Origin of the sequence: Hydrogenovibrio crunogenus (assembly GCF_004786015.1) — a bacterium.
GTDB lineage: Bacteria > Pseudomonadota > Gammaproteobacteria > Thiomicrospirales > Thiomicrospiraceae > Hydrogenovibrio > Hydrogenovibrio crunogenus.
Window position 1 is genome coordinate 1385093 of record NZ_CP032096.1, and the last position, 16408, is coordinate 1401500.

At 41.3% G+C, this 16408-nt stretch carries 16 protein-coding genes; 2 read left to right on the forward strand and 14 right to left on the reverse strand.

What is annotated here, in order from left to right; genetic code table 11:
• Positions 1-8: 8 nt before the first annotated feature.
• Genes GHNINEIG_RS06630 through surE form a run of 4 tightly spaced genes read right to left on the reverse strand, consistent with a single transcriptional unit; the run spans position 9 to position 2804 of the window.
• Entirely contained in the window at positions 9-728 is a 720-nt protein-coding gene (locus GHNINEIG_RS06630; RefSeq protein WP_135795916.1) for a LysM peptidoglycan-binding domain-containing M23 family metallopeptidase, read from the reverse strand.
• A gap of 19 nt (positions 729-747) precedes the next feature.
• Positions 748-1326, reverse strand: a complete 579-nt coding sequence (locus GHNINEIG_RS06635; protein ID WP_135795917.1) for a YqaA family protein — start codon at positions 1324-1326, stop codon at positions 748-750.
• A gap of 27 nt (positions 1327-1353) precedes the next feature.
• Positions 1354-2052 carry a protein-L-isoaspartate(D-aspartate) O-methyltransferase gene (locus GHNINEIG_RS06640; protein WP_135795918.1) on the reverse strand — a complete coding sequence of 233 codons (699 nt, stop codon included), beginning with the start codon at positions 2050-2052 and terminating at the stop codon, positions 1354-1356.
• A complete protein-coding gene (surE, locus tag GHNINEIG_RS06645; protein ID WP_135795919.1) occupies positions 2049-2804 on the reverse strand; it encodes a 5'/3'-nucleotidase SurE in 756 nt (251 codons plus the stop codon). Before surE ends, GHNINEIG_RS06640 begins: the two co-directional genes overlap by 4 nt.
• A gap of 57 nt (positions 2805-2861) precedes the next feature.
• Here surE and GHNINEIG_RS06650 point away from each other — a divergent pair, with 57 nt between their 5' ends.
• Positions 2862-3401, forward strand: coding sequence for a Smr/MutS family protein (locus GHNINEIG_RS06650; RefSeq protein WP_135795920.1), 540 nt, complete (start codon positions 2862-2864; stop codon positions 3399-3401).
• Positions 3402-3441: 40 nt separating this feature from the next.
• Here the strand turns inward: GHNINEIG_RS06650 and GHNINEIG_RS06655 are convergent, their stop codons facing one another.
• From GHNINEIG_RS06655 to ycaO, 7 genes are all read right to left on the reverse strand, one after another.
• Positions 3442-3777 (reverse strand): FtsB family cell division protein, encoded by a 336-nt coding sequence (locus tag GHNINEIG_RS06655; protein WP_135795921.1) that lies wholly within the window; start codon positions 3775-3777, stop codon positions 3442-3444.
• Between the two features lie 14 nt (positions 3778-3791).
• A complete protein-coding gene (eno, locus tag GHNINEIG_RS06660) occupies positions 3792-5072 on the reverse strand; it encodes a phosphopyruvate hydratase (protein WP_135795922.1) in 1281 nt (426 codons plus the stop codon).
• 155 nt (positions 5073-5227) lie between these two features.
• Positions 5228-6061: a 3-deoxy-8-phosphooctulonate synthase gene (gene kdsA, locus GHNINEIG_RS06665; RefSeq protein ID WP_135795923.1), complete on the reverse strand. Its 834-nt coding sequence runs from the start codon at positions 6059-6061 to the stop codon at positions 5228-5230.
• A 15-nt stretch (positions 6062-6076) separates the two neighbouring features.
• On the reverse strand, positions 6077-7708 hold the full coding sequence (locus tag GHNINEIG_RS06670; protein WP_135795924.1) for a CTP synthase: 1632 nt from the start codon (positions 7706-7708) through the stop codon (positions 6077-6079).
• 138 nt (positions 7709-7846) lie between these two features.
• On the reverse strand, positions 7847-9109 hold the full coding sequence (tilS, locus tag GHNINEIG_RS06675) for a tRNA lysidine(34) synthetase TilS (protein WP_135795925.1): 1263 nt from the start codon (positions 9107-9109) through the stop codon (positions 7847-7849).
• A 20-nt stretch (positions 9110-9129) separates the two neighbouring features.
• A complete protein-coding gene (locus GHNINEIG_RS06680; RefSeq protein WP_135795926.1) occupies positions 9130-10086 on the reverse strand; it encodes an acetyl-CoA carboxylase carboxyltransferase subunit alpha in 957 nt (318 codons plus the stop codon).
• Positions 10087-10240: 154 nt separating this feature from the next.
• Positions 10241-11995 carry a 30S ribosomal protein S12 methylthiotransferase accessory factor YcaO gene (gene ycaO / locus GHNINEIG_RS06685; RefSeq protein ID WP_135795927.1) on the reverse strand — a complete coding sequence of 585 codons (1755 nt, stop codon included), beginning with the start codon at positions 11993-11995 and terminating at the stop codon, positions 10241-10243.
• Positions 11996-12303: 308 nt separating this feature from the next.
• On the opposite strand from ycaO, the gene GHNINEIG_RS06690 reads away from it, so the two are divergent.
• The gene (locus tag GHNINEIG_RS06690) at positions 12304-12594 is read left to right on the forward strand and encodes a hypothetical protein (RefSeq protein WP_223260849.1); all 291 of its coding nucleotides are present in this window, start codon (positions 12304-12306) and stop codon (positions 12592-12594) included.
• Between the two features lie 13 nt (positions 12595-12607).
• Here the strand turns inward: GHNINEIG_RS06690 and GHNINEIG_RS06695 are convergent, their stop codons facing one another.
• The 3 genes from GHNINEIG_RS06695 to GHNINEIG_RS06705 all read right to left on the reverse strand — a co-directional run bounded on the left by GHNINEIG_RS06695 (position 12608) and on the right by GHNINEIG_RS06705 (position 16236).
• On the reverse strand, positions 12608-13420 hold the full coding sequence (locus GHNINEIG_RS06695) for a hypothetical protein (protein ID WP_135795929.1): 813 nt from the start codon (positions 13418-13420) through the stop codon (positions 12608-12610).
• A 237-nt stretch (positions 13421-13657) separates the two neighbouring features.
• A complete protein-coding gene (gene tsaB, locus GHNINEIG_RS06700) occupies positions 13658-14329 on the reverse strand; it encodes a tRNA (adenosine(37)-N6)-threonylcarbamoyltransferase complex dimerization subunit type 1 TsaB (protein WP_135795930.1) in 672 nt (223 codons plus the stop codon).
• A complete protein-coding gene (locus tag GHNINEIG_RS06705; RefSeq protein WP_135795931.1) occupies positions 14326-16236 on the reverse strand; it encodes an ATP-dependent DNA helicase in 1911 nt (636 codons plus the stop codon). The genes tsaB and GHNINEIG_RS06705 overlap by 4 nt, the downstream gene beginning before the upstream one ends.
• Positions 16237-16408: the final 172 nt, after the last annotated feature.

A 16408-nucleotide genomic window follows, 5' to 3' on the forward strand; every position in this document is an offset into this window, starting at 1 on the left:
AATGGAAACTATTGCGAAAATAGCTTTTCCACATCTACCTTACGCCCTCTATAACGGGCTTCTAAATATAACTGAGGTTTGGTAACGCTACCTGTTTTTCCAAGCGTCGCGACTAATTGCCGTTTTTCGACTCGCATACCTTCCCGCACTCTCAAGGTCTGGTTGTGTGCATAGACGGTTAAATACTCATTATCATGCTTAATAATAACCATATTACCGTAATGGGCAATACCATTTCCGGCGTAAACTACATGCCCCGCTTCAACAGCATAAACATTTTCACCAGGCTTGCCATAAATCACCAACCCATTAATACCTGCACGATCAGGGACATATTCATATTTCAGTTTGGTTTTCACAGGCCAGGAAAACGCCGTCTTTTGACCTTTTGAGGTAGGCATTGCCTGCGTTGAACGGGTGTTACCAGATGGAATAACTAACTCTTGTTTAACAAACAACCGATAAGGAGGCACGAGGTTATTACGATCCGCCAGTTGGTACATATTAACACCACAGCGTTGTGCTATCACACTGAGCGTATCACCACTTCGTACAACATAAGGATTAGTGCAATGACCACTCGAACTTGATGAAGAAGAATAAGAACGACTGCTTTTTTCAAAATACATATCACCATCATCCCAGCCACGGTATTTTGCAGGCGCACAACCCGTTAAAATCAAGGAAAGTTCAATCAATAAAAAGACAGCGATCAATTTTTGTATCATGCGTTACACTTTTTAACCATTACAGCTGTTTTACCACCAAATAAAAGACAATTAAAGCAATCGTGCCATAGCCAATCCAATCCACTGAGTGGCGAATCTTTGATTCGTAGCGTTCTCCACCGATTTTCATCAATGCCGCCACTAAAAAAAACCGAGCGCCTCTTCCTACAAAAGACGCCAGCAAAAAAGGCAAAATCGACATACTTGTCGCGCCAGCAGAAATTGTAAACAATTTATAAGGGATTGGGCTAAAGCCAGCTAAAAATACAATCCAAACACCATAATCCGCAAAAAAACGCTCAACTGCTCGATATTTATCTACATAATTTAATGATTCAATGATAGGCCAAATGGCATCTAAAAGCCAATAACCGATGGCATACCCTAATACCCCTCCTAGCAAGGAAGTCACCGTCGCAATCCATGCGAAGTAATAAGCCCTATTAGGTTGAGCCAGACTCATCGGTGCCAACATCACATCAGGTGGAATCGGGAAAAAAGAGGCTTCTGCAAAACTCATCCCTCCTAAATATTTAGTGGCTTTAGGGTGTTTTGCCCAAAGTAATGCTCGATCATAAAGAGCAGTAAAAATTTTCATTCAATCTTCTTTCCATTTCAGTTCTAATTAAGACTCGATGCCTTTCAACATTGGGACAAACATGACTTCCCCCAAACATTCTTCTGTATAGCCGGTGGATGTTTTGACATAACCATATAGAAGTTGCTCTTCAGAGCCAATGGGCATTACCAATCGACCATTTTCAACCAGTTGGTCGAACAACTCTTCAGGCACTCTTTCCGGAGAAGCGGCCGACAAAATACCATCAAAAGGTGCATAAGAAGGTAATCCCCAGTACCCATCCGCTAGCGAAAACATAACATTTTCAAGTTCAAGTTTTTTTAAAACCTGTTCCGCTCTGATTAAAAGCGGCTCAATCCGTTCGATCGTATACACCTGTTGAGCCAGTAAAGCTAAGATGGCTGCTTGATACCCAGAACCTGTTCCGATATCCAATACCCTGTTCAAGGATCCTTTAGCATTTAACCAGGACGTCATTTTGGCCACAACCCAAGGTTGTGAAATGGTCTGTGAATACCCAATCGGCAGCGCGGTGTCTTCATAAGCTCGGCTGGCCATGGCTTCATCTAAAAACAAATGACGAGGTGTCACCCTCACCGCATTCAGAACGTCAGGATCAGTAATACCTAAAAAGATTAATCGCTCAACCAGCCGGTTCCGAGTACGCTGTGAGGTCATTCCAACCCCTTGGTTGGCCTCATAGGCTGGATTCGGGTAATGAACCGGATCTTGTAAAATACTCATACAACTTTATTCTCAAACCAGCCTTTTAAAACAGCCTGCATTTCATAGTGAGTCAGGTCAATCTTTAAAGGAGTGATAGAGGCATAGCCGTTTTCGACTGCATGAAAATCTGTACCTTCTGATGCATCTTCAGCCTGACCGGCAGGTCCAACCCAGTATATTTGATTACCTCTAGGGTCTTGCGTGGTGACCACTTTTTCAGAGCAGTGTCGCTTACCTAAACGCGTAATTTGAATACCTTTTAAAGACTCATAAGGAATATCCGGCACATTGATGTTTAAAATGGTTGAGCTGTCCAATGGTAGTTCATGAAAGTTTTTAAACAACTCCAGCATAACTTGGCTGGCTGTCTCAAAGTGCTGTTGCCCGCAAAGAGAAACGGCAATCGAAGGTTTTCCTAAAAACCGCCCTTCCGTAGCCGCAGCGACCGTGCCCGAATAAAGAACATCATCTCCCATGTTGGCGCCGGCATTAATGCCAGAAACCACCATATCCGGCTGGAAATCCATCGCACCATTAATGCCTAAGTGAACACAATCAGTTGGTGTCCCATTCACACTGTAAATATCATCACCATGATCAGTGATCCGTAAAGGTTCCATTAAGGTCAAAGAGTTGCTGGCTGCACTGCGGTTTCGATCCGGTGCAATCAGCCTCAGTTCAGAGTGCAGATTCAGTTCCTTCAAGCAGTGCCATAAAGCTTGAATCCCTGGGGCTTTATAACCATCATCATTGGATAATAAGATTTTCATATAATTACTTAGTTAGGGTAGAATATTTTATTTGTTTTATGATTGAACAATTATAGTATGTCTAATATTTCAGATGAAGATAAATCCTTATTTGCTGAAGCCGTCCAAGGTGTGCAAAAACTTAACCAAGACAAAAAAGTGGTTTCACATCAAACTTCATCGCTCAAACCTAAAGTACGCCGACAGCCCTCTTTGAACGACAAATCGCCTTATGGCCACTCAATAGAAACCTCTTTTTCGCAAGTAACAGCGCATGAAAGCTTAACATATCAGCAACCCAGTGTGCATAGTCAGGACATGAAGCGTTTAAAAAACGGAAAATTTCATACCCATTGGCAACTAGACTTGCACGGCTACACCGAAGAGCAAGCTGATAAAATTTTGAAAGATTTTTTAACCGACGCCATACAACAACAGGCTCGTTACCTTATCATTGTTCATGGAAAAGGATACAATTCAAAAACCGACTTCCCCATTCTAAAAAACTTGGTTAATCAAAGACTCCCACAAGTACCACAGGTGCTCGCTTATTGTAGTGCCCAACCTAAAGATGGCGGTACTGGAGCGGTATATGTCTTTTTAAAAAAGAAGAGCTGAACTCAAAACCAATTCAAACGCTTCAATCAACTCTGAAGGGTTATTCTTGACTCTGTTCTGCTTTATCATCAGGACGATCTAAACTACCCGGATCTGTGTTTTTGGGTAATTCAATCACTTTAATAAATGCCTCGTCTTTAGCAATCATACCCAACTTTTGTCTTGCAATCGTTTCAATTGCTTCAGTACTTGACTGTAAGTCTTGCACCTCTTTTCTAAGCAAGGCATTGTTATCTTCTAAGGCATCAATTTTGACATGAAGCTCATCGAGCTTATTTTGTAAGGAAAGCAATTCGCCTACGCCTCCATCGGAGGACAATAAGCGAATTTGTAAAATCAGAATAAAAACGGCGAGAACAATGTAAATTGCTTTCACACCTTTATCCTTGATTACTTAAGATTGTAAAAAGCATCTTTACCAGGATAAACGGCTTTTGAACCAAGCTCTTCTTCAATACGAATCAATTGGTTATATTTAGCAATACGGTCTGTTCGAGACAAAGAACCTGTTTTGATTTGGCCCGCTCCCGTTGCAACCGCAATGTCTGCAATAACCGTGTCTTCTGTTTCACCGGAACGATGTGATACAACTGCAGTATAACCGGCATCTTTCGCCATTTGAATCGCTTCGAATGTTTCAGTTAACGTCCCAATCTGATTGATTTTAATCAGGATCGAGTTTGCAATCCCTTTTTCAATCCCTTCTTTGAGGATTTTAGGGTTGGTTACAAACAAGTCATCCCCAACAATCTGTAGACGCTTACCGTCTTTTTCTGTTTGGTACTTAAAGCCATCCCAGTCAGACTCGTCCAAACCATCTTCAATCGAAATGATTGGGTATTTAGTTACCCAGTCAGAAAGCAAATCAACCATTTCTTTAGATGACAGTGTTTTGTTCTCTGATCCTAGGAAGTATTTACCATCTTTATATAATTCTGATGAGGCTGCATCCATAGCAATCATGATATCTTCACCAGCTTTGTAACCTGCTGCATCAATGGCTTCTAAAATCACCGTAATGGCTTCTTCGTTAGACTTAAGATCTGGCGCAAAACCACCTTCATCACCTACCGCAGTGTTATAGCCTTTATCATGCAATACTTTCTTCAAAGCATGGAAGATTTCAGCACCATAGCGAATCGCTTCAGACATAGTTGGTGCGCCCACAGGCATAATCATGAACTCTTGGAAATCGACCGAGTTATCAGCATGTTCACCACCATTGATGATATTCATCATTGGTACCGGCATTTTATAATCATCTGTTTTTAGATAAGCATACAATGGCAACCCTTTTGACTGTGCTGCTGCCTGTGCAACTGCGATTGAAACAGCCAAGATTGCATTGGCACCTAATCGCGCTTTGTTCTCAGTTCCATCTAATGCAATCATTGCATTATCAATGGCTGCCTGGTCGGTTGCTTCTTTACCAATCAACAAGTCTCTGATTTCAGTGTTAATGTTATTCACTGCTTTCAGTACACCTTTACCACCAAATTTAGACTTATCACCATCTCTCAGTTCAATTGCTTCACGAGAGCCTGTTGATGCACCAGAAGGTGAAATACCACGACCTTTAGAACCATCGTCTAAAATCACATCCGCTTCAACAGTGGGGTTACCACGAGAATCAATTACTTGACGAGCTTTGATATCCTTAATCAATGACATATGATTATTTTCCTATTTACTTTTATTCTAAATTCTTTGAAGTTTACTCAGCAAATTCCCGCCGAGACTATTATTTGGTTAACAGACCAATATCAGTTTAATATGCTTGTATGGCAAAAGGATGACAAATAAATACCTACCTTTAAAAAACCTTATTACGATTGATCTTCAATGAAGCCGTGTCTTTTAACAACCTCATCTAATTCTTTCATTGTTTCTAGCAACGGCTTCAAACGGTTGATAGGCCACATATTAGGCCCATCTGACAATGCATTTTCCGGATCGGGGTGCGTTTCCATAAAGACGCCAGAAATCCCAGCTGCAATCGCAGCACGAGCAAGCACAGGCACCATTTCCCTTTGCCCGCCTGAAGTGGTTCCTTGGCCACCAGGTTGCTGTACGGAATGCGTTGCGTCAAAGACGACAGGGCATCCTGTTTGTCTCATAGATGCCAGCCCTCGCATGTCTGAAATTAAGGTGTTATAACCAAAAGAAGTTCCTCGATCACAGACCATAATTTGATCATTACCGACTTCACGTGCTTTTGCAACCACCTGGTCCATATCCCAAGGTGCTTGAAACTGCCCTTTTTTGATATTGACTGGCAATCCTTGTCGACACACATTTTGGATAAAATTGGTTTGACGTACCAGAAAAGCCGGTGTTTGCATAACATCCACTACGGAAGCAACCTCATCTAAAGGCGTGTCTTCATGCACATCCGTTAAGACGGGCACGCCAATCTCATCTTTAACTTTTTGTAAAATTCTTAAGCCTTCTTCAACTCCAAGCCCTCTAAAGCTTTTAGTCGAAGAACGATTGGCTTTATCATAAGAAGACTTATAGATAAACGGAATACCGAGCTCATCAGTTAATTCTTTTAACTGACCCGCTGTCTCAATGGCAAGTTGCTCTGACTCAATGACACAAGGCCCTGCAATCAAAAATAAAGGCTGGTCAATCCCAACGTCAAATCCGCATAAATTCATAATACAAAAACCTTCTTAATGAGTTGTTTGTTTGTGCTGACTAGCCGCTTCCACAAACGCTTTAAACAATGGGTGTCCGTTCCTTGGCGTAGAAGTAAACTCAGGGTGGAATTGACAAGCGACAAACCATGGATGATCTTCGATTTCAACTGTTTCCACTAAATTCCCATCTTCAGAACGACCTGAAATCTTCAGACCAGCCGCTTCCAACTTAGCAATATAACCATCATTGACTTCATAGCGATGACGATGACGTTCACGAATAACGCCCTTACCATAGATATCACGCATTTTACTGCCTTCGACCAATGCACAGGTTTGTCCGCCCAGTCGCATCGTGCCACCCAAATCCACTTTTTCATCACGCTCTACCAGATGGCCATCTTCATCGGTCCATTCAGTAATAAGCGCAACAACTGGCGTCTGTGTTTTAGGGTCTAATTCTGTACTGTGTGCCGAAGGCAATCCAGCAACATGACGAGCAAATTCAACCACCGCCATTTGCATTCCTAAACAAATCCCTAAATATGGAATCTTATTTTCTCTTGCATATTGAATCGCTGCAATTTTACCTTCTACACCGCGTTCGCCAAAACCACCTGGCACCAAGATCGCATCCATGTCTTCTATGGCACCGATTCCATCTTTTTCAAGGTCTTCAGAATCAATATAGTGGATATTGACTTGAGTCTTAGTTTGAATTCCGCCGTGAATCAACGCCTCTATCAAAGACTTATAAGCTTCAGTCAAGTCAACATACTTGCCAACCATTGCGATTTCAACGGATTTTTCCGGATTAAGTTGCGCTTGCACCACATCATCCCAGTCAGATAAATCAGCAACAGGCGCATCGATTCTAAAGCGGTCCGTAACGAGACGATCCAAACCTTGCTCATGCAGCATACGTGGAACTTCATAAATGGTGCGAGCGTCTAAGGAGTTAATGACGGCTTTTTCTTCAACATTGGTAAACAATGCAATTTTACGTTTTTCAGATTCTTCTAAAGCTCTTTCTGAACGACAGATCAAAATATCCGGTTGAATCCCAATCGAGCGCAATTCTTTTACTGAGTGTTGTGTCGGTTTAGTTTTCACTTCACCGGCAACCGCAATATAAGGTAATAACGTCAGATGCATAAACATCGCGCGGTCTCGCCCGACTTCCACACCTAATTGGCGAATCGCTTCCAGGAAAGGCAGGGATTCAATATCCCCTACGGTCCCGCCAACTTCTACTAACGCGACATCAGAACCCGCCGCAGCCAGTTTGATACGGTGTTTAATTTCATCCGTAATATGCGGAATCACTTGAACCGTACCGCCAAGATAGTCTCCTCGGCGCTCATTGCGAATCACTTTCTCGTATACCTGGCCTGTTGAGAAGCTGTTACGTTTGGTGAAGTTACGCTGAACAAAACGCTCATAGTGACCTAAATCCAAGTCGGTTTCGGCTCCATCATCTGTGACAAAGACCTCACCATGCTGAAGCGGACTCATGGTTCCGGGGTCTACATTAATATATGGATCCATTTTTAACATACTGACTTTCAAGCCTCTTGCTTCAAGAAGAGACCCTAAAGATGCGGCTGCAATTCCTTTACCTAATGAAGAAACTACACCACCCGTTACGAATATAAACTTTGTCATGAAATCACTTTAGTTTAGACTTAATTCAGCAAATTGAGAGCTTTGTTTTGAGTAAAGCACCCACCAGAATTGGGTAATAAGAATGGAAGCAAATTATAACGGATTATCAAGGGTTGAGCAATCTTTCATTACAGATTATTAAAATGATTTTTTCGTATAAAACCCTAAAATTGCAACCATCTGCCCTTCTTTTTCTAACACAGGCCACCGTTGACGATCCCACTCTGGAATTTTATTCTCTTTAAACCATTTCTTCAGCGCTTTTTTTTGCTCTGACAAACTTAAATCATCGTTTTGTAGGGGGCGTACAATCGCTCCTTCCAGCTTTTCTTTTTGCTCCAGTGAAAACTGTTCAGAAAAACGCAATGCGTTAAAAAACTGCAATGCACCCGCGTCAAACTCATCAAAAGCCAACGAGTAGTTCATTTTCAAATCTTCAAAATAATACAAAACATGGTTGTAAAATCTCAATTCTCCATGAGCCAATAGCATTTTCGGTTTGGCTTGAGGATTCTTGTTATTCAAACATTCTTGCAACCATTGATATATTTTGGCATTCAACCTAAAACCTGACAGATAAAACTGTGCCCAGTACCGAGTCATATTTTTGATCCGAGACCATTTGAGCTCTTTGACATGAGTGAACGACAAATAAAAATCACTGTAATCAGAACCTTGTAAATCAATTTCAGCCAACTCATTCAAAAGCGCTAAACTTTCATTTAAATGCTGCGCCGATTTGGCAAAATTAGCATCTGAAAACGGCCAGGCCTGGCGAATTTTAGGCAACACCTCATGCCTCAGGTAATTACGACGATAATCAAGCTCCTGATTCGATGAGTCTTCAACCCAATCAAGCCGATGCTGTTTTGCGTAGTCCCGAATAGCATCATAATCCACATTTAAAAGAGGTCGACAATGCTTTAGAATCTGCCCATTCCAATGAGTTTCTTTCGCATAAGGCATACCGGATAATCCTGCAATCCCTGCCCCTCTTGCCATATTAAGCAATAACGTTTCGGCTTGATCTCTTTGATGGTGTGCCGTCAAAAGCAGCGTATCTTTTGTCGTTCTGTTATAAAGCGCTTCGTAACGCTTTTGACGCGCCACCGATTCAATTCCTTGGCGTAACACCTCTGACACCTCAACATCAACACTTTCAAATGTAACACCTAATCGTTCACATACCTGTTTGCACACGTCGGCCCATTGTTTTGATTCGGGTTGTAACCCATGATTGACGTAAACGGCATGAATTGAGTGAAGTGGAACCTTTTTACAAAGCGCGTCTAACAAGACGGTAGAGTCAAGCCCACCGCTGAAGGCAACCAAGAATTGAACGGAAGAAGGATAAAGGTGAATTAGCTTTGAGATGGCTAACTCAACCTTTTGATAAGACATGAAAATCCTATAGAACCGGTTTAGGCAACGTCAAAGTTACCATATTGCATATAACGCTGGTAACGAGCTTCAAGCAGTTCATCAACAGGTTTGTTTTTCAATAATTCTAACTGTCTTAAAATCGCATCTTTTAAAGAAGAAGCCGCGGCTGAAGGATTACGATGTGCGCCGCCCAAAGGTTCCTCAACAATTTCATCAACCAAACCAAGCTCTTTTAACCGTGGCGCCGTAATACCCAAAGCGCTGGCCGCATCTGCTGCATTGGCTGCATCTTTCCACAGAATAGAAGCGCACCCTTCAGGCGAAATCACAGAATAGGTGCTGTATTGCATCATCATCGTAACATCGCCCACACCGATCGCCAATGCACCACCAGAACCACCTTCACCAATAACGGTACAGATAACCGGAACTTTCAGCTCTGACATTTCAATCAAGTTACGTGCAATGGCTTCCGACTGACCACGCTCTTCAGCATTAATCCCCGGATAAGCCCCAGGGGTATCAATAAAGGTCAAAACAGGCAGACCGAACGTCTCAGCCGTTTTCATTAAACGCAGCGCTTTTCGGTACCCTTCAGGACGAGGCATCCCAAAATTACGACGAATTTTTTCTTTGGTATCTCGGCCTTTTTCTTGACCAATCACCATGACCGCTTGACCATTAATACGTGCTAGCCCGCCAACAATCGCAGCATCATCTGCAAAGGCTCGATCACCGTGCATCTCTTTAAAATCAGTAAACATTTCTTTTAGATAATCCAGCATGTATGGACGCTGTGGATGACGCGCAACTTGTGCAACCTGAACATCAGACAAACGATTAAAAATTGACTGGGTTAAATTTTTACTTTTTTGCTCTAACGCAGACACTTCTTTAATCAGGTCCATATCTTGACCATCCAAGTGACGCAACTCATCAATTTTGGCTTCCAACTCTGCAATTGGTTGTTCAAAATCTAAAAAATCTAATTTCATAGGTGTTCCTGTTCAAGCCAAACCCAATGTTCAGCTCTTTTGATTAAGTTTTATAAATATCGTGCTATTTTAACAAATTTAGCAACCCTTGCTCATAAAACTGATACGCGTTCTTTCTAAAAAGCACGTACACATTCGAAACCAAGCTGAAACCTTACTGGGTGTTCACAAAATGTTTAACTTGTTGTACCTTTTGATAGACGGTTATCAAAGCCTGATGATTTTGGCTGTTTTCAAACGCAGACATTCCAATTTCTAACCCGCCAAAAACCTCTTCACCATTAATGTTTCGCCAAACTTTTTCAACCACTTCCTCACCAAATAATTGAGATTGCACAGACAGCGGGAATTCCGTCAGCGTGTCTTCCAGCAAGATGTCTAACGCAAACCCCAGCGCCTTGTACAAAAGAGCCATTGCTTCATCATCGACAAAGTAATGGCACTCCTGCAGTCTTTCATAAGCCATTTCATAGTCTTTAACGGCCAGTAACAACCACATTTGTAGCTCAACGATTTTAAATTTTTTCCAGTAAGAATTTGGATCAGGCAACAAACCAATTAAATTGGCGACACCTTGATGCTCTGAAAACCCCATCATTTCAACTTGTTCCAAAGCGTTTTCAAATCGATTCGCTTTATTTGATTGAGAAAGTTCCAATAAAATTTCTCGAAGTACACGACCTCTGTTTTGGTTATTATCTACCAGTTCGTGCATAGGGAATACTTCCGACATTTTGGGCACAACAATACGACAGGCATTGATACCAAAATGTTCATAATGAGCAAAATAGACTTCGGCGCCCTGCTCATGCACTTTCTTAACCAAAAGCTCATATTGTGCTTGTGTGTCACCTTCAAAATCCCACTCATTAAACTCAAAGTCATACTGATGGGAAATAAATTTCGCATGAATCAATCCACTGGAGTCAATGAAATGATTTTCAATATTTTCATCATCTGCAACAAGCGCTTCATCAAAAACAGGTAACTGAAACCCATCCAACATATCCAAGCTGCGCCCTTGTAAAGATTCTGTTAAGGTTCTCTCCAACGCCACTTCAAAAATAGGATGCGCGCCAAAGGAAGCAAAACAACGACCGGTTTTCTGCTCAAACAAAGTGACATTCATTACAGGAAATTGCCCCCCTAAAGAGCTGTCTCGAATGGAGACGTCGATTCCTTGTTCTTGCAACGCTTTTCTTGCTTTAACAACCGTGGGATAACGCTGCACCACCGCTTCTGGCACTTCAGGCAAACATAAATTTTCTGTCAAAATCTGCCGCTTCACCCAGCGCTCAAAAACCTCTGACAACCCTTGGACAAGCGCTTCTTCAGGTGTATTACCTGCACTCAAACCATTACTGGCATACAAGTTACTGAACAAGTTCATCGGAAAATAGACGGTATCAAGAGTAGAAGCATTCGTTAAAGGCAAACAACGAATTTTTGATGAAGCATCATTTAAACTCAATAAATCTTCTGCAACCATCTCTTCTTCAGGATCATAAATTTCCCATAAATCAGGACTTAAGCACTGGCGAAATTCTGACAGCTCGAATGATTTTTCATTTGGGAAGTACAACCCCTTTTCATCCCATGAAAACTCACCCTGCTCATTTACCAGAGTTTCCTCCAAATAAAAATCGGAAAAGAAGTAATTTGTTTCTAAACGTTCGAAAAACTCACCTAAAGCACTAGCCAAAGTGGCTTTTCGACTGGCACCTTTACCATTGGTAAACAAAGCTGGACAATTTTTGTCTCGAATATGAACAGAATAAACATTCGGAACTGGGTTTAACCAAGAAGCCTCTTCAATATCAAACCCTGCCTTGCCTAGTAAGGTTTGCATTTTATTAATGGAATCCTCTAAGCACGCATCCTTACCTTTAATAAACGTTTGTTCTACCATGTTCCGTCCTTTGAATATGTGATATTAACCGCGTATTTTATCTGACTTTATATCATTCGGTTGTTTAATCCCATCTTTGAGTGATTTTTTTAAGAATAACACCCAGACCTGGCTATTTTTTCACTTCAAAAACGATTCAAAAACCTTAAAGTCACACGAAAAATATGAGATATAAAATCATTCTAAATTCCTATAAAAACATTTATATAGATTTATTTCTTAAAGCAGTAAAATGAAATAGATTATTAGTAGTATTCATTAATTGTAAGTCCGATTTAATTCATAGTTATATGATGGAGGAAACCCCAATGAAGCTCGTTCACAAAACCGTATTAACCACAATTTTATGCTCTCCCTTGACCGTTTTAGCAGAAGTACATCCTGGTAAGGTATTACATGATGAAGCAAACTGCATGAAGTGCCACAGCACGCTTGGATACAACAAACCCAACCTGAAAAAAATGGCGCCGAACAATTATAAGGATCTTCAGAAAGCGGTCGCTTACTGCGACCAGAATTTAAATGTTGGTTGGTTTGATGAGGAACGTGAAGAAGTGGTTGATTACTTAAACAAAACCTATTATCAATTTTCTAAGTAACCAACAAAAATATTTACTGTATTTTGCCTAGGTACTTAAGCTGTTCTTTTAAGCGCTTAAGTGCCTTTGAATCAGCTTTTTCAATCCCCTCTTCATTTAATAGAAAATAAGCATCATCAACCGCTTTATCAATGGCATCAATTAGAAAGTACGTTTCCATACTTTGATTAATTTTTGCCCAATCTCTTTTTTTCGCTCTCCAAAGCTCATTAAGCTCAGGTCGACTATCCAGTAAAGCAATCACATGATCCATCAATTTGATTAAATGCGGCACGCTTTCATAAGGCCAGTAAGGACGGCCATTACTTGAATCAAAATAGCTGGCACGATCCAGTTTGGCAATCTCAAAAGCGGGAATCATTCCAGAAATGTTTGCATATCTGGCTTCTGCCTCAGCACTTTCTAAACGATCAATTGACATGACCGGCACATTCGATTTCCAACGGGAGTAAGTGATGTAAACATTATAACGATCGATAAAGTTCATTTGACCTTTGGCTAACTTGACCACCTTATCGGCAGGCACGATATATTGCAAGCCATTAGAGGTCAACTGCTTAGTGTTATCCCACATTTCCCAGCCAGATTGACCCGTTTCATTTCCCGCTGAATCAACTGCAATCGGAACACAAGACAACCCATAATCATGCCCTTCAACAAAATCTCTGACGGTAATCTGATAATTGCCTTTCGGCGTAATTTTTTGAACAACACCGATGATATAGGCGTCATCTTTAATATTCGTTGCAGGAAAACCGACTAGAACGGTATCCCCTACTTTAAATTGGTGAGACATCATGTTATTAACTGCCCAAGCAGTTGACATTGCACTAAAGCACACCGTTATAAAAAACAGTTTAATCAATCTTTTCAAAACAACGCTCCAAAGCCCGTATCACGGTCTATTTAACTAAAATCAAACAATGCCATTATCCTCTAAAGTGCTCCTGCAATCTATACACAGAAGTTGTGGATAATTATGTGTGCAACATTTCAACAAAAACAAAAAACTGAATAAAGTCTTACACATCACCTCTATTGCTTAAAAAACAGGCAATTTAAATTATTTCATGGCCGCCGGTTTATCAGCAACATCGTTTCGCAGGTAAACAGGCAAAGGAATCTCTTCGTCAAGCATTTTTGCTTGACCTAAACGCTGCTGAGTAATATCAGCAATTGCTTCTGCTGAAGGATAAGCACTTTGCCAGGTTTCAAACACACTTACCACGTCGGGATATTCCGTATCGATATCTCCCACACCATTTTTTATAGCACTGTTTTTTAAAGTTTCAAGTAACTGTTCTTGAGAAAGCAGTTGTGCCTGTGTTGACATTAACTGCCCCGCTTCTATATGACAGGATTGCACGTAAATTTCTTTCATTCGTGCATCTAGGCAGGCAAGCCACTCCGTCTGGTGCGTCTCCTTATAAGCCTGCCAGGCCAGTGCTTCCAAAGTTGAAACAGAAAGCACTGGCTTTTCCCATCCTAACGCAAGCCCCTGTGTCACCCCTGCTGCAATTCGAATTCCCGTAAAGGCACCAGGTCCTTCACTGAAAGCCAAGGCATGAATGTGGTCAGGCGTGACACCAGATTGATTTAACACCTTTTCAACCATCGGAAGCATTAAGTTAGCATGACGCTGTGGTGCCATTTCAAATTCAACATAGACTTTATCACCCAGCTTCAAGCAAACCGAGCACGCTTTCGTCGACGACTCAACTGCTAGTACATTCATAATAATTTCTCTTTTGCTTCGTTCACATCATAAACCCATTTAAAACTCGGAAAGCTATTAGTAATAATCTTACCATACGATTTTTGAGTCAACCGTGGGTCACACAACATCAACACCCCTTTGTCGGATGAATCTCTTATCAATCGACCAACTCCTTGCTTAAGGGCAATCGTTGCCTCGGGAATTTGAAAATTAAAGAAACCACTCAATCCCTTTTGTTTCAAAAAAGATTCTCTTGCTTGTACGACTGGATCATCTGGTGGAATAAATGGGATTCGATCGATTAAAACCAGTTTTAATGCATCTCCTTTCACATCCACTCCTTCCCAGAAACTGCTGGTACCTAATAAGATCGCATTATCTGTTTCTTTAAATCGCGCAAGCAACGTCGTTTTCGGGCCATCTCCCTGAACCATCAAAGTTCCTTCCCAGTGCTGAGAAAGAATGACTTTCGCTTCTTGTAATGCCTTATGACTGGTAAACAATAAAAATGCTCTTCCTTGACTGGTAAGCAATAACGGCCAAGCCGCTCTTAAACAGATCTTAATGTAATCAGGGTGTTTTGGATCCGGCAGACCGATTGGATGATAAATGACTGCTTGTTGATCATAATCAAAAGGACTCTCCCATTGATGGGTGCGCGCAGATTCTAAGCCCAGGCGATGAGCAAAATAATCAAAACTTTGATTCACACTGAGCGTGGCTGAAGTAAAAACCCAGGCCCCGCCCAATGCATCACGCTGTCGGCTAAATGGTGCAGCAACACTTAATGGCGTAAGATTGAGTTTAAATCTTGCTTGTGAAGATTCTATCCAGCGTATTTGATTTTCTGAGGAAGCCTTTAACCAGGTCTCAATTTGTTTTTCAAATTCCTGCGTTCTTTTGTACAAAGCCGACAACAACTTGCCTCGATCAGTAAGAGGTTTAATCACGTCAGCCAATAACGACAGTTGGTTCCGCAAGTGCTCAAGTGTTTTATGACCGGTTTTGGCCTCAGAAAAACTCTCCCAAGTCCAACGCTTTTCCCATTTGCCTAATGCTTCATTAAAAATGCGGACTTTGTCTTCCACTGCTTTTGCTTGATCCGATAGCTCAATGCTTTCTGGCGATTCTTTTTTATAAGCCAACCGAACATCTCTGACCAATTCGTCTAACTGAAATCGACTCACACTAAACCCTAAAAACTGGGCTGCTATATCTGGAAGTTGATGCGCCTCATCAAAAATATAAATATCGGCTTCTGGCAAAATTTCACCGAACCCCTGCTCTCTTAATGCTAAGTCAGCACAGAATAAATGGTGATTCACGATTAAGATTTCTGCATCTGTGGCTTGTTGTTTTACGCCAGGGTAAAAACAGCCATTATCACCTGTACATTCATTTGCCTGACAAAACTCCATGCGCGCGCAAACTCGACTCCATAGCGGATCATTTTCATCCAATGACGTGAGTTCCGATTTATCACCAACCAGTGTTTTTTCCTGCCAATCATGAATCAGTGACAACTTTCGCCAGACTTCTTTGGTATTTTGCTCTGCCGTTTCGGCAATTTCTAAACGTTGAGGACAAATATAATTTTCACGCCCTTTTAAAATCTTGGCCGTGCCTTTTGCATTACAAATATCCATCAAAAGAGGAATGTCTTTACTTAATAATTGATCTTGCAATGTCTTTGTGGCGGTTGATACGATGACTTTTTTGCCTGACAGTAATGCAGGAATGAGATAAGCAAAGGTTTTCCCAGTTCCAGTACCGGCTTCTGCAAGGAGTGTTTGGCTTTCTTCAATCACATCAGCAACGGTTTCTGCCATCTCGACTTGGGCGTGGCGCACTTCATAGTCTGGTGTATTTTGAGAGAGTTGCCCGTCTTTTCCAAGGATTGACTGAATTTGTTTTTTTAATGACATGAAACTACTGTTTTCCCAACCCAAGCAAAGCTGTTTTTAAACTGAATAGAAAAAATTTCTCTAAGCCCTATTAATCGATATAATCAACGGCACCAGACTCTTTTATAAAAGAGTTGGCATTCTAACAAAAAAACTAGACAAACCATCAAAAAATCAGTAGAATCCACGCTTT